This is a genomic window from Agromyces marinus, assembly GCF_021442325.1.
Taxonomy (GTDB): domain Bacteria; phylum Actinomycetota; class Actinomycetes; order Actinomycetales; family Microbacteriaceae; genus Agromyces; species Agromyces marinus.
The window spans coordinates 678,799-693,138 of the sequence record NZ_CP087879.1 but is presented as its reverse complement, the minus strand read 5'-3'; the positions used below and the strand labels follow the sequence as shown (position 1 = coordinate 693,138).

8 protein-coding genes are annotated in these 14,340 nt (G+C 72.2%); 1 reads left to right on the top strand and 7 read right to left on the bottom strand.

The features are described from left to right. Positions 1-7: 7 nt before the first annotated feature. Together DSM26151_RS03285 and DSM26151_RS03280 are read right to left on the bottom strand one after the other, a co-directional pair. Positions 8-2,374 (bottom strand): arylsulfatase, encoded by a 2,367-nt coding sequence (locus DSM26151_RS03285; protein WP_234661003.1) that lies wholly within the window; start codon positions 2,372-2,374, stop codon positions 8-10. Positions 2,375-2,481: 107 nt separating this feature from the next. Continuing rightward, complete coding sequence (locus DSM26151_RS03280) at positions 2,482-3,894, bottom strand: amidase (protein WP_234661002.1); 1,413 nt, start codon at positions 3,892-3,894, stop codon at positions 2,482-2,484. An 81-nt stretch (positions 3,895-3,975) separates the two neighbouring features. On the opposite strand from DSM26151_RS03280, the gene DSM26151_RS03275 reads away from it, so the two are divergent. Further along, entirely contained in the window at positions 3,976-4,596 is a 621-nt protein-coding gene (locus DSM26151_RS03275) for a TetR/AcrR family transcriptional regulator (protein ID WP_234661001.1), read from the top strand. A 37-nt stretch (positions 4,597-4,633) separates the two neighbouring features. On the opposite strand, the gene DSM26151_RS03270 is transcribed toward DSM26151_RS03275, so the two are convergent. From DSM26151_RS03270 to DSM26151_RS03250, 5 genes are all read right to left on the bottom strand, one after another. Further along, positions 4,634-7,615 carry a hypothetical protein gene (locus tag DSM26151_RS03270; RefSeq protein WP_234661000.1) on the bottom strand — a complete coding sequence of 994 codons (2,982 nt, stop codon included), beginning with the start codon at positions 7,613-7,615 and terminating at the stop codon, positions 4,634-4,636. Then, positions 7,615-12,591, bottom strand: a complete 4,977-nt coding sequence (locus DSM26151_RS03265) for a hypothetical protein (protein ID WP_234660999.1) — start codon at positions 12,589-12,591, stop codon at positions 7,615-7,617. Before DSM26151_RS03265 ends, DSM26151_RS03270 begins: the two co-directional genes overlap by 1 nt. A gap of 4 nt (positions 12,592-12,595) precedes the next feature. Continuing rightward, positions 12,596-13,141, bottom strand: a complete 546-nt coding sequence (locus DSM26151_RS03260; RefSeq protein WP_234660998.1) for a hypothetical protein — start codon at positions 13,139-13,141, stop codon at positions 12,596-12,598. An 80-nt stretch (positions 13,142-13,221) separates the two neighbouring features. Beyond that, positions 13,222-13,758, bottom strand: coding sequence for a DUF6036 family nucleotidyltransferase (locus DSM26151_RS03255; RefSeq protein WP_234660997.1), 537 nt, complete (start codon positions 13,756-13,758; stop codon positions 13,222-13,224). After that, positions 13,755-14,333, bottom strand: coding sequence for a helix-turn-helix domain-containing protein (locus DSM26151_RS03250; protein ID WP_234660996.1), 579 nt, complete (start codon positions 14,331-14,333; stop codon positions 13,755-13,757). Before DSM26151_RS03250 ends, DSM26151_RS03255 begins: the two co-directional genes overlap by 4 nt. Positions 14,334-14,340 lie beyond the last annotated feature (7 nt).

Here is a 14,340-nt window from a genome sequence, read left to right as displayed (position 1 = left end):
CCCCTCCCTACTGCCTCGCGAGCGCCGCGCGCAGCTCCGCCTCATGGTCGACGATGTGCTCGCCCGACACGTCGAACACCACGCGGTCGATCGTGCCCGTGAACGCGAACGGCGCGGAGTAGGCGTCGGTCAGCGGCGCTCCGGCGTCGAGCCCGACGGACACGCCCGCGGCGAGCCCGAGCATGATCGGGATGGTGACCGGCAGGTCGCCGCCGCCGACGGGCTCGCCGTCGACGAACAGGGTCACGGTTCCCGGGGCGCCCTTGCCCTCGCGGATGCTCGGCTGCCCCGTGGGTGCGAACTCCATGCTGAGGATGTGCCTTCCGGTCGGCACGTCGTCGTCGCTCGTGATGTGGAAGTACTCCGCCGCCACGTAGTTGTACGTGTAGACGAGCCGACCGTCCTTGACGTAGAGGCTGTACCCGCCGTCGACTCCGCCCTGGCTGACGAGGACCCCCTCGGCACCGCCCTCCGGGATCTCGACGAGCGCGTTGATGGTGTGCGGACGGTTCACGAGCCGCGGCGCGGCGCTGGCCGCGACCTCGGACGTGTGCGGGAAGTACACGTACCGCGAGCGTTCCTTCGCGATCACGGGGCGCAGCTCGGCGAACCGCTGCTGGCCGCGGCCGTCGATCGGCAGCACGTTGAACTTGCCGGCCTCGACGTACCAGAGCGAGATGAGCTCGACGAGCTTGTCCGGGTACTGCCCGGCGACGTCGTGGTTCTCGGCGAAGTCCTCGGCGACGTGATAGAGCTCCCACCCGTCGGCGTCGAGCTCGCGCAGCACGTCGGCCGTGATCGGGTCGCCGAAGGCGCGGCCCGACTCGGCGAACGAGGTTCCGGGCCACGGGCACACGGCGCGCCATCCGTCGTGGTAGATCGAGCGGTGGCCCAGCATCTCGAAGTACTGCGTCGTGCGCGATGAGGGGACGGATGCCTCGACGAGCGCGTCGGCGAAGCTGACGCCCTCGATCGGCGACTGGGTGACCCCGCGGATCGCGGCGGGCGGTTCGACGCCGAGCAGGTCGAGCACGGTCGGCACCATGTCGATCGCGTGCGCGTACTGCGAGCGGATCTCGCCGCGGGCGGGGATGCGGTTGGTCCACTGCACCATGAACGGGTCGCTGATGCCGCCACGGTAGGTCTCGCGCTTCCAGCGCCGGAACGGGGTGTTGCCCGCCCAGGTCCAGCCCCAGGGGTAGTGGTTGAAGTACTTCGGCCCGCCGAGGTCGTCGATCGCAGCGAGGTTCTGCTCGAGCGAGTCGGGCACGAAGTTGAAGAACTTGTTCTCGTTGATCGAGCCGGTCGGGCCGCCCTCCGAGCTCGCCCCGTTGTCGGAGATCAGCATGATGAGCGTGTCGTCGAGCACGCCGAGGTCCTCGAGGAAGGCGACGAGCCGCCCGATCTGGTGGTCGGTGTGCTCGAGGAACCCGGCGAAGACCTCCATCATGCGGGAGTACAGCCGTCGCTCGTCCGCCGAGAGGGAGCCCCAGTCCTGCACGTCGGGGTCGTGCCGCGAGAGCTCGGCATCGGCGGGCACCAGGCCGAGTTCCTTCTGGTTGGCGAACACGCGCTCGCGGTACACGTCCCAGCCCTCGTCGAACGCGCCCGCGTAGCGATCGATCCACTCCTTCGGGGCGTGGTGCGGCGCATGCATCGCGCCGGGCGCGAAGTACGTGAAGAACGGCTTGTCGGGTGCGACCTGCTTGGCGTCGGCGATGAAGGAGATGGCCCGGTCGACGAGGTCCTCGGTGAGGTGGTACCCCTCCTCGGGCGTCTTCGGCGGCTCGACGCGGTGGTTGTCGTGCACGAGCTCCGGGTAGTACTGGTGCGTGTCGCCGCCGAGGAACCCGTAGTAGCGCTCGAAGCCGCGACCGAGCGGCCATCGGTCGTAGGGGCCGGCGGCGGTGGTCTGGTCGGTGGGCGTCACGTGCCACTTGCCGACGGCGAAGGTGTTGTAGCCCTCGCCCTTCAGGATCTCGGCGATGAACCCGTTCTCGAACGGCACGTTGCCGTCGTAGCCGGGGAACCCGGTCGAGGCCTCGGTGATGGCGGCCATGTGGTTGGAATGGTGGTTCCGGCCGGTGAGGATGCACGTGCGCGTCGGCGAGCACAGTGCCGTCGTGTGCATGTTGGCGAAGCGCACGCCGTTCGAGGCGATGCGGTCGATGTTGGGTGTGCGGATCGGGCTGCCGTAGCATCCGAGCTGCCCGTAGCCCATGTCGTCGATGACGATGAACAGCACGTTCGGGGCGCCTTCTCGCGCGCGCCGGGGTTCCGGCCACGCCGACGACGATTCGTCGTACGTTCGGCCGATCACGCCCGGGAACGTGGTGCCGGGCCGGTACTCGTGCAGTGCGTGCCCCTCGGACATGGCTCTCCCTCCGAGCCGCACCGGCGTGCGGCCCCGTCGGAACCTAGCAACGACTCGCAGGCGTCCTCGGGCCTTCCGTCCCGTGCGAGCCGCTCGGGTCCGCGCCGCTAGACCGCGACGAGGCCCGCGACCGCGGGCCACCACCCCGGGTCGGTCCACAGGCCGAGTTCCTGCTCGAGCGCGGCGCCGACGCGGAAGACGGTCGCGTCGTCGTAGGTGCGGCCCACGATCTGCACGCCCGTCGGCACGCCGTTCGGGGCGATCCCCGACGGCACGGCGAGCACGGGCACCCGGCCGATCACGTTGAACGGCAGCGTCATGAGCTTCGAGAACACCTCGGTGCTGTCGATGCACGACTCGTCGGCGGCGAACCCGGTCGTCGCGACGGTCGGGCAGAGCAGCACGTCGTGGTCGAGCATGAGCTCGGCGAACGGTCGGTAGAACGCCGACTCGGCGACGAGCCCGTCGACGTAGTCGCCCGCCGCGGCGGCTTTCGCGGCGAACGCGCGGGTGTACGGCATCAGCTGCTCGGCGCGGGCGGCGTCGCCCTCGACGATGCCCTCGATGAATGCGCCCATGACCGCGCCGAAGTGCGGCCACGCGGTCTCCTGCACGCACTCGGGCCCCCACGGCAGCGCGACCTCGTCGACGATCGCGCCCGCGGCCACGAGCGCTGCGGCGACCGCGCGCGTGTTCGCCTCGATCGCCGGATCGACGTCGTACCCGCCGAGGTCGATGCAGAGGGCGACGCGGATGCCGCGGAGCGACCCGACCTCGCCCGAGACGGCGGTGACCTCGCGGAGCGACGCCGCGTCGCCGACCCAGGGCCCGGCGATCACGTTCTGCAGCAGCGCGACATCCGCCACGCTCCGACCCATCGGGCCGTCGGCGCAGTACGTGTCGGAATTGAAGGGCGCCATGCCCGGAACGCGGCCGAACGGCGGCTTGAAGCCGACGACGCCGCAGAACGAGGCGGGGATGCGGATGGACCCGCCGATGTCCGAGCCGGTGGCGAGCATCGTCGAACCCGCGGCGAGCACCGCGCCCGAACCGCCGGAGGAACCGCCGGGCGTGAAGTCCGCGTTCCACGGGTTGCGCGTGACACCCCACAGCTTCGAGTGGGTGACGGGCGCGCAGCAGTACTCGGGCGTCGTCGTGCGGGCGTGGACGACGGCGCCGGCTGCCTGGATGCGCTCGACGATCGGGTGCGTCTCGTCGGCGACCGTGCCGCGTTCGAGGAGGCATCCGTCTTCGAGGGGACGGCCGGCGACGGGCTGCTCGTCCTTGAGCATGAGCGGGATGCCCTCGAGCGGGCGGAGCGGCTCGCCCGCGGCGAACCGCGCCTCCGACGCGGCGGCGGCCTCGCGTGCCTCGTCGATCCACTGCTCGGTGACGGCGTTGATCGCGGGTTCGGTCGCGGCGGTGCGGTCGATCGCCGCGTCGAGGAGGTCGACGGGCGAGAGTTCGCGGCGGCGGAGCAGGGCGGATGCCTCGGTGGCGGTCAGGTGGTGCAGGTCCATGTGGCGCAGTCCTTCGGGCTCGGTTGCATCGTCCGTACGATGTACGGATCCGTACGGCGTACGGACGATACTGTTGGACGCATGGCCCGACGTCAAGAGGTTCCGCGCGAAACCCGCCAGACCCTCACCCGAGCCGACGTCACGACCGCCGCGATCGCACTCGTCGAGCGCGACGGACTCGATGCGCTGTCGATGCGCCGTCTCGCATCGGAGTTGAGATGCGCGCCGATGAGCCTCTACACCCACGTGCACAGTCGCGACGACCTCGTCGACGCCATCGTCGGCCGCCTGATCGAACGGCTCGATGTCGCCCCGAACGAGGGCGAACCCTGGCAGGACGCGATCCGGCGCATGCTCGGCTCCTACCGCGACCTCGCGGTGCAGGTGCCGCGCGCGTTCGAACTGCTCGCGCTCGCCCCGTACGATTCGTCACCCGTGGCACCGCACCTCGGCGTCGCGCTCGCCGGGCTCGAGGCGTCGGGACTCGAGCCCGAGCAGGCGCGCCAGATCCTCGGCATCGTCGACGCCTACGCGACGGGCTTCCTCGTCGTCTGGGCGCGCAGCCGAACGGATGGCCGGGCCGCCGCTCCATCCGATGCGCCGGCCTCGGGCATCGCCGACCTGCGCGACCTCGAGACCTTCGATCGCGGGCTGGAGGCGCTCATCGCGGGGCTCGATGCCACGCTCGTGGGCACCCGGTGAAGTCCTGGTCCGTCCCGCGCATCGGCTCGCGCGGCGATCACGCCGGCAGTTCGAACACCGGGCTCCTCCCGCCGAACGGGTCGACGAGGACGACCGCGGCAGCATCCCCGGGGAACGGGCCGGCGGTGAACGACGGAAGCGCCGCGTCGAGCGCGTGCACCGAATCGAGGACCAGCGCCGACGCACCCCGATAGAGCTCCGCCGCGAAGCCGGGCGATCCATCGCGCGCCGGCGGCAGGTCGCTCACCTCCACGCGCCAGCGCCCGTCGGCCTCGACCGTCGCGTGGACTCGGGGCGCGCGTCCGCGCAGCTCCAGCCACGCCGGGGCGCCGACGGGTCCCCACGGCGCTCGCATGGCGGGCTCCGCAGCAGCGGGTCCGGATGCGACGAGGTCTCCGCGCGAGGCGACCGCGCCTGGGGCCAGCAGCGGCTCGGCCGGGAACCGCACGCTCGCGGCGAGCCCGACGCGCGCCCACTCGACGGCCGGCAGCGTGATCCGTCCGGTCCACTCGTCGCCGCGGCGACGATCGAGCACGAGCGTGGCGACCTCCGGCCAGAACGCGGGCGGCATGCCCTCGACGACCTGCACGATGCGCGCCTCGACCGAGCCGCCGCCGAAGCGCGCGGTGCGCACGTGAGGCACGGCGACGTCGACCGTGATCCGTCGACCGGGCGTGGCGCCGGCGCTGATCCGAGGCAGGCCGGGCGCGTCGCTCGTGGGCACCGCGACGAAGGCGGGCCGAGTGGCCGCGAACGGCGTGGACGCCGTCTCCTTCACGATGCCCGCGGCATCCGTCGACATCGCCACCGGCAGCGCACGCACCAGGATCAGGTCGTTCGATCCGGCGGGGAAGCGCAGCGTCGCCGTGGCCCGCCCGCCGACCGCGCCCACCGGGTGGGGCAGCGCGGCCGAGTACGCGCGCTGCGGGCCGCCGCCGGCCTGCCGAAGCGCCTCGGCGCGCTCGTACCGTGGCGTGTCGCGGAACCCCTGCGTCGGCAGGCCGAGCGCGGCGCGCACGGCCGTCTCGTTGGCGAACAGGAATCGCACCGAACCGCCCTCGGGCACCCCGCTCGCGGTGAGCGTGATCGAGACCTCGGGGTCGGCGGTCGGGCGCGAGGTCGGCATGAGCCGCGGGCCGATCCGCAGCGCTGGCAGTGGCCGGGGGTCGGCGACGACGACGCTGACGGATGCCTCGCTCGAGGATGCCCTATCCACGTCGACGGCGACCGCGGTGAACCGCATCGTCGTCGATCCACCGGGGCTGGTGTCGGGAGCGGGGACGTCGCGGAAGGCACGGAGCCCGTCGACCTGGTGCGCCGCCGAGAGCTCGATCGGATCCTTCGACGTGCCGTCGACCGTCCACTGGATCCGGTCGACCGGGACGCTGCCGGGAAGACCGGTCGGCTCGAACGTGATCGCGACCCGCACCTGGCCGGTCGACGCGGTGCCCGTCGGCGGCGGCGAGCCGGGCGTGTACCACGCCTGGAGTGCGCACCCTCCGGCGGTGGGGCGCGGCGGGGGGCTGCCGACCAGCTCGGCCGGGTCGCTCCAGCGACCGGTCCAGTCCCCCGCGTGCACGCGCCAGGTGACCTCGGATGCCTCGTCGCCGGCGGACACCGGCACGGTCGCCGTCACCGTGGGGGCGCCTGCCTTCGGAGGCCAGGCGGCGGTCATGGGCGCCGCGACGACGCCGTCGTCGTCGTCGATCGGATGCAGCGTCCGCCGCTCGTCGGGACCGACCTGTTCGAGCGCGACCGGCCCGACCGGCGCCGCGACGCCGTGCAGCGCGATCGCCTGCCGCCAGCCGACCGCGCCCGCGGCATCGGCGTACCAGCTGGGGTCGCCCGCCCTCGTGAGCTCCGGCGGGGCCGGTCGTGCGGCGCGGGTGGCGAGTGAGATCGCGATGGGCACGTTCAGCAGCTTCGCCTGCAGCGTTCGTTCACCGCTCGGATCGGGGATGCCGTCGATGGTGCCGAGGAGGTCGCCCCATCCCCCTTGCAGCGCCGCGTCGTAGAGCTCGCCCGGGCCGCCGCCGAAGTCCGGCCGCTCGCCGGGCGAGCCGTGGAACAGGCCGGGCGCCTGCGCAACGAGGAGGGCGAGCTCGTCGGGCCCCCCGCTCAGATCGTCCCTCACGGTGCCGGTGCGAGCGAGCCAGCGGCTCACGCCCGGATCGATCGCGGCCATCGCGAGTGATTCCGAGGCGCGATGCCTCGCTCGCACCGGATGCGGCCCGAGCTCGGGCTCATCGACGATCACGACGTCCTCTCGCGACGCATCTGCGGCGTCGTAGGCGTGTCGCACCCAGGCGTCGACCGAGGCTTCGGCACGCACGAGGTGATCGACGCGGTTCGACTCGGAGTCGGGACGGTATCGGGGATCGGGCGAGATCGGTGCGTACGGCACCTCCGCGAAGGGCGCCGCCACCAGGATCCGGTCCTTCCAGTTCTCCTGATCGCCGCCGTTCGGCAGGGCGTAGGCGTTGAAGGCCCCGAGGTAGTCGTCGGGCAGCGCGTCGATGCTGACCCGGGTGGTCTCGACGCCGGCGTCGGGGTCGAGGAACCAGACGCGGATGTCGTCGACCCGGCCCTCGCCCGTGACGAGCACGCCGCCCATGGCGAACGATCCCACCCGGAAGGGAGGCTCGTCGACCGCGGCGAGCTCCACCGGCTGGCGGCTCGGCCCCATCGACGGAGCCGTGATGGCGACGCGCAGCCGTCCGTCGCCGACGACCTCGACCCAGCACGGTCGACGACCCGACCAGCGGATCGGGAAGAGCGCCAGCGGGCTGCGCGACGTGACCTCCGCCGGCAACGGGCGGCTGCTCACCGCGGCCGTGTCGCCGTGCATCTCGCCCACCTCGAAGAGGCAGCGATGCAGCACGACGGGGCCGGCGGGAAGCAGGAAACCGCGTCCGAGGCCCACCCGCCACTGCACGCCATCGGGGATGCGGTCGTCGCCGACGACGTTCGACCCCTGGCCCACGGCCTGCACCGGGTTCGCGAACTCCGAGACCAGCATCAGCGCACCGCCTCCGCCATCAGGGCGGTCGCGAAGCGGGGCACGGGCTCCACGGTGAGTCGCCGGGTGAACGGTGCGCCCCGATCGGTCGCGGTGAGGCTGACGACCGTGGGAGCGGCGAGCGCGATGGGCGCCGTCGCGAGCCACAACGCCCGGGTCCCCGCCGCGTTGGCGCGCCGGATCGTCAACTCGGTCGAGCCGATGCGCGCGCCCTGGAGCGCCATCCGCCGCCCGCCGTCGCGGATCAGGGGCTCGTCGGACTCGACGAGAAGCCCTCGCGCCGCCCAGCCGCCGCCGTCGAGCCGGCTCCACAGCACCGCCGAGCGGGCGCCGCCGCCGAACCCGTCGAGCTGGATGCCGAGCTGGTCGAGCATCGACTCGAGCGCCGCGTCGCCGACCACCGTTCCAGGGGCGTCGGCGAGCGTGCCACGGATGGGCAGATCGCCGGTCGCCCTGGCGCGCGCGAGCGCCGGGCCCGACGTCGCATCCGCGAGGCCGAGCGACTCGATCAGCTGCGGGGGCCCCTCGGAGGACGACGTCGAGAACGTGATGCCGGCGAGCTCGGGGTCGCCGACCTTCGCGCGCTTGCCCTTCTCCGGGAAGGCGACCGAGAGCTCGTACGAGGCGTCACGTTCGAGCGTGCCCGGCCAGCCGAGTCTGATGCCCTGGGGCGGCACGGCGCACCCGGCTTCCGCGGCGGTCTCGGCGACGAGCATGCCGAGCGAGGCCGCGACCTTGAGGATGACGCCCGTGATGGTGGGCTCGGCGTCGTACGGTTCATCGGGCACCCGTGGTCGGTCGATGCGGCGCAGGAGGAGCACCGGGTGCCGGCCGTACGCAGCGGCGAGCGCCGCGACGTGCACGGCGAAGAACGACGCCGTCGGGGCATCCGCCGTGAACACGAACGACTGGCCCTCGGCGACGCTGTACCGGTCGAAGTACCGCTGGATGGAGCTGACGTCGAACGTCGGTCGCGCGAGCACCTGGATCGCCGCGCTGACGGGCGCCCCGATTCCCTTCCACGGCGCGATCGCGGCCGAGATGCCCGCGCGGGCCGGCGCAGTGCGGAAGAACCAGTGCATCGTCCGCTCGCTGCCGGGCGGCGGCACGAACGCGCCGGGCACGCCGTCCTGCAGGCGCTCCCACCGCAGGGTGGCGCGGATGCGGTACCTCGCGTCGGTTTTCAGCACCGTGCGCGTGGTCCACGGCTTCAGGATCGCGACCAGGTCATTGGCGACCGCGTCGTCGGTGGCGGCCCGTGCGGTGTCGGCGGCGTCCGCGGTGGCGTGCGCCAGGGCGTGCAGGCCGAGCACGTCGGGCGACACCTCCCAGGGCGGCGACCACGTGACGGTCTCGGTGCCCTTGGGCAGCTCGAGTCGCAGCACGACGAACTCGCCCTCGTCGCCGAACTGGTCGACGATCTCGACGGCGATCTGATCCTGGCCGCCGAGCCCGGTGGTTCGTGCGCGCGAGGCACGCTCGACGAGCTCGGTCGACGGCGTGCGGGCCAGCAGGTAGAGCGCACCCTCCTGGATGGGTTCGTCGAGCACGATGGTCAGCTCCTGCATGACCGGCGGCCGGTCGGGATGCGTCGGCGCGACGGCGACGGGCGCGCCGACCGACAGCGCGCCCGTCAGCGTCGTGCCCTCGACCTCGATGGCGTCGAAACGGTAGGGACCGGATGTCGCGGCGATGCCGGGGATGTCCGCGTCCTGCCGGTCGACCCATGTCCGCCAGCGCGCGCGGAAGCCCACCGGCGACGAGAAGATGCGGAGCGAGAGCGGGGTGAGCGGGCCGTGGCGGCCGGGAACGTGCCATTCGCCATCGCCGTCGGCCGTCGCATCCACCCCGAAGCTCCACGCCCGCGCCCTGATCGGATCCCAGTTGCACAGGCCCGTGACCGACTTGAGCGGGTGGCGATCGGGCTTCTGATACGTGGGGCTCTGGTGGATGAGCGAGACGCCGCGGCTCGTCGTGAGCAGTGCGAGCTGGCGCAGTCCCGAGGTCACGACGACATCCTCGGCCGCCGCCTGCCACGCCGACCTGTCGAGCGAGACGGTTCCGGCAACGACACCGCCGTCGCCGATCTCCTCGAGCGCCAGGTCGGCCAGCACCCAGCGGAAGCGGTAGGTGCCCGACCCCGTGATGCCGCCGTTCTGGGTACCGCCGGGCAGCGGCACGCCCGGCGCCTCGACCACGGGTGCGACCGGGAACGTGAGGAGCGGGATGGCGTCGGGCCACACCGTCTCGACGCTCGACCAGCTCGGAGGCACGGGGTCCGGGTCGGGTGCGGGCGGTTCATGCTCGTCGACGCCGTCGACGTGCAGGCGGCCGATGCCGTCGGCGAGCGCGAAGACCGGGAACGGCCACTCGTCGTCGGCGGGCACCGGCGGCTCGGCGGGGTCGGTGTCGAGCGTGCCGATCTCGAGACATCCGCTCAGGGTCGTGAGCCACAGGTCGATCGAGACGCAGGCCTTGAACGCGATGTCGACGCGCTCGTCGGGCCCGATCTGGATGGTGAGCTTCGTGTCGACGCCGACGCTGAACGGGCCGATGCCGGCGCGGCCGCGGAGGTCGGCGGTGATCCACAACATGAACGGGCGCGTTCCGATCGCCGCGACGAACGCGGCGCTCACCTCGGCCCAGAGCACGGGCCGCACGCCGAACGTCTTCGTGAAGCCGGCGCCCACCGCGACGGCGAAGCCACCGAGCGTGGTGCCGGTGCCGCCGACGTTCGTGATGCCGTCGCCGCGGATCATCACGTAGCCCCATCCGCGCACCTCGAGCGGGCCGAGGCCCGGGAAGACCGTGGCGCTGAGCGGTGCCGGCGTGCGCCCGTGGACCTGATCGCTGCCGGCGTGCAGGAACCAGTCGTCCGAGTCGAACGGGAACCGCCCGACCACGGGCAGCTCGATCGACACCACCCTCGGAATGTCGTACGTGCCGACGACGCCGATGACGATGTCGCGGTCGGAGACGGCGAGCCCGCCGAAGAGCGCGAGACCGGCGCCGCCGCCGGCATGCTCGTCCAGCAGCGGCAGGTCGGCGGCGCGGTACCGTGCGGCGAGGAAGTGGGCGTCAAGTGCGATCCGCAGCGCCGGGTCCGGCAGCGAGATGCCGAACACGCCGAGCGCGTTGAAGGCGAACCCCGCGTCGGGCGCGGTGCCGACGACGACACCGGCCCCGAGGGTGGTCGCCCCCGAGCGGGTCTCGAGCCCGTCCCACGGCTGCCAGGTTCGGAGCTCGCCGAGCGGGTCCGCCGTGCCGAGCGGAGGCATCGCCGAGTTGGTGCCGAACGTCGCGGCGATCGTGTAGAGCGAGAGGCCGGTCGGGCCGAGCAGGATGGGGACGGGCAGGTCGACGCCGAGCGTGAACTCGTACCGGGTGACGCCGCCCTCGGTCGCCGTCCGGAACACGAGGAATCCGCTCGCCCCGAGCGGGACGAGTTCCGCCCACAGGACGACTTCGACGCCGTCAGCGAGCGAGATCGACCCGCCCGCCTCGACGAGGCCGGGCACCTCGATCGACGCCTGCAGGCCCCGGATCCCGTACCGGACGGAGCCGCCGTCCCAGGTCGCGCGCACGGTTGCGCCGCTCACTCGCACGGGCCCGAGGTCGTACGTGAAGCGCAGGTCGATCTCGAACCAGGTCGAGCCGCTGCCCGATCGGGTGCCGACGATCTCGAACAGGTTCGCGGCCGTCTCGACCGTCCAGCCGCCCGGGTCGAGGATCTCGGCGCGTGCGCTCGCGAAGTCGAGTCGCAGCGCCTCGGCGCCGGGCTTCGACGGGTCGATGGTCGCGCGCACGTCCCGCCACCGCACACGCATCGGCCGGTTCTGGTCCATGCTGATGCGCAGGAAGTTCGAGACGCCCCATGGCGCGACCGAGACCGATCCCGAGAGGTCGAGCCGCAGCGAGACGGGGCCCGAGGTCGCGGCCTCGATGACCGCGGAATGCACCGTGTATCCGCCGCGGGTCGTCACCGCCTGCGCGAACGCGGCCGCTGCGAGCAGGGCAGCGACGGATGCCGCGGTGCCGCCGATTTCGGCGAGCACCCCGGGCGCGAGGGCGACCATCGCACCGGGCACCTTCGCGGCTTGGGAATGGGGCACGTGCACGACGCCCTCCGCGGCATCCGATTCGACGCCGACGGCGAGCCGAAGCCGGTCGGGCTCGTCGACCGGGCGTGACGCATCGAGCCGGAGCCGTGTGGACGTGTCCCCCGTCGGCAGCGGTCCGAGCGCGCCGACGGGCAGGTCGAGCGCCAGGGAGATCGCGACCGGCACGAGGTCGACGAGCGAGGGGGCCGGGCCGGTGCGCCAGGCGATGGTGCCGGTGACCTCGGGATCTGGAGCCCGGAGCCGCACCGGCACCTCGGCGGTGATCGCCCGCCCGCCGAGCGCGAGGTCGGCCGGGATCACGAGTCCGCCGAAGAGCGGCACGTCGCCGGGGAGCACGAACTCGACGCGCTGGCCCGGGCCGACGGTGAAGCCGGTCGGCGCGGTCAGCCCGATGCCACCCGGAAGCAGCATGCTCGGGCTGCTCGGCACGAGTCGCAAGCCGTTCGCGGTGATCGTCGTCACACGTTGCGGCTTGCCCTCGATGACGACCGCACCGGTGAGCTGCATGGTGAGCGCTCCGGCGCCGGTCTGGGTGAGGCGCGCCCGTCGGCGAACGCCCGTGCCCGACTCGGTACGGGATGCCGCGGCGACGCCCGGCACCGGCTGGGATGCCGCACCCTCGAGGGTGAGCGTCATCCGGAATCCGTTCCCCGCGCGTGCGAGTGCCCATCGGACAGTGGTGCCGGAAGGCAGCCCCGCCCCGAGCGCGCCCGGGATCGCCGCATCGGCCGTGAGGCGGGCACCACCTGCGGGAGTCGCGATCTCCTCCAGCGAATCGAGGAGCAGGCGCACGTCGTCGCCGAGCACGACGCCGGCCGCCCAGCCGCTGCCGAGGACCTTCCCGAGGAGGGTCATGGCGTCACGCGCCGAAGAAGCTGAACACGAACTTGACGCGACGGTTCCGTCGGCGCTCCGCCTCGCTCACCGGTGGATCGTGCTCCAGGATCGCCGCGCCGGTCGGCACGATGAACCACGTGACCGCACCCGACGAACTCCACCAATCCGGCCGCGGTGTCACCAGGTGACCGAGCACCGCCTGCTGCAGCCATTGCCACGCGAACCCGGCGCGGTCGAACGACGCGCTCGATTCGCTGGCACGCCGCTGGTCGCAACTGAGACCGGGCGTGTCATTGCGGTCGGAGAAGCCGACGACGGTCAACGCGGCGAACTCCCCGAAAGCGCCGTCGGACTCGACGACGGAAGCCACTCGCCCCACCGCCAGGTCGAGCTGGTCCCGCACGGTCCCGGGGCCGACCGGATGCCGGTCGCGGACAGGGCCGAAGTCGACCTCACCTGCGAGGTATCCGGCGAATTCGAGCGAGAGCACGTTCATGTCGTCATCCCCCAGAAACGCACACGAGATATCCTCAGGATTCTCCTCCGGCGGGGGTTTGGCAATGCCCACGTTCGTGGGGCTGTACTCCGGCGCGACGGCCCGACTCGAAAGTGGAACATTAGGAGCGCGCGCTGGCGACCCCGTCAGGATCATCGCCCGCGAACGTCGTCGATCACGCTCTGTGCATACCACAGGTACGACTCGCGCCCGTCGGGCAGCTCGACGGCATCGTCGCCGTACACCTCGTACGCGATTCGCACGAGCTCCTCGGGTTCAGTGATGCCGAGGTGACGGGCCAGGATGCCGAGGTCGACGAAGTCCTTGTCGCGCACTGCCGCCAACTTCATGGCGATGAGTTCGCGCTCGGTCGCGACGGTCACGGCGACGGGGGCGCCCGTGTCGCGCGCCTCGACCCTGAACCAGCTGCGGCCAGCGGCGTTCAACCACCGGGAGGGGAGTCCGAGATCGACCGCCATCTCAGTGACCACGGCTTCGATCTCGTCGGACGGCTCGATCAGTGCATCGATGTCACGCGTGACGCGCACCGCCGGGTCGTCCGGGAAGTGCAGGAGCATGGCGGCCCCGCCGGCGACGCGAATGGTGCCGCGAACGCCCCGCTCCTCGAGTCGCCGAGCGAGCTCGTCGAGGAGGTCGCGGACGGCCTGCGCGTCGAATCCGTGCTTCATCGCGTCGACAGCGAGTTCTCGTCGATGAAGATGTTCAGGTCGCGCAGCCGCTGCGGGGTCGAGGTTTTGGCCTTCTCGCGGAGCGGCGCGAATCGGGAGACGTACCAGCGCCGGTTCAGCCGATCCGGCCTCGCCCAGTCGGGGCGCCGGCGCTCGGGAATGGCGTCGCCGTAGACCGCCCGGAACAGCTGCTCCCAACGCGCATCCTTGATCTGGGATGGCCGGCGCTCCAGTTCGGCATCGCTCAGCTTTTCGGCGTCATCGCGCACGACGGATGCCGCATGCGTGATGAGCCGCAGCGCGTAGCTGCCGTCGCGATCGTCGAGCGCATCGTTGACCTGATCGGTGAGCGCCGCCGGGGTGTAGTCGGCGTACGCGGCCGCGGGCGTCGCGCCGAGGTCCAGCCGCCGGTCGAGCGCGGCGAGCGCACGCTCGAGGGTGTCGAGCCTGATGCGGCCATCGCGCTCCGAGCGTTCCATCTGCGAGATCGCGCCCGCGGTGACACCGAGGCGCTCGGCGAGCTCGGCGCCAGTGAGCCCGAGCTCCTCCCGGGTGGTGCGAATCAGGTCAGACATGCATCAA

What these genes read in the sequence shown, in the direction of transcription:
- DSM26151_RS03285 (WP_234661003.1), bottom strand. Translation starts at nt 2,374, where the DNA reads ATGTCCGAGGGGCACGCACTGCACGAGTACCGGCCCGGCACCACGTTC.
- DSM26151_RS03280 (WP_234661002.1), bottom strand. Translation starts at nt 3,894, where the DNA reads ATGGACCTGCACCACCTGACCGCCACCGAGGCATCCGCCCTGCTCCGC.
- DSM26151_RS03275 (WP_234661001.1), top strand. Translation starts at nt 3,976, where the DNA reads ATGGCCCGACGTCAAGAGGTTCCGCGCGAAACCCGCCAGACCCTCACC.
- DSM26151_RS03270 (WP_234661000.1), bottom strand. Translation starts at nt 7,615, where the DNA reads ATGCTGGTCTCGGAGTTCGCGAACCCGGTGCAGGCCGTGGGCCAGGGG.
- DSM26151_RS03265 (WP_234660999.1), bottom strand. Translation starts at nt 12,591, where the DNA reads ATGACCCTCCTCGGGAAGGTCCTCGGCAGCGGCTGGGCGGCCGGCGTC.
- DSM26151_RS03255 (WP_234660997.1), bottom strand. Translation starts at nt 13,758, where the DNA reads ATGAAGCACGGATTCGACGCGCAGGCCGTCCGCGACCTCCTCGACGAG.
- DSM26151_RS03250 (WP_234660996.1), bottom strand. Translation starts at nt 14,333, where the DNA reads ATGTCTGACCTGATTCGCACCACCCGGGAGGAGCTCGGGCTCACTGGC.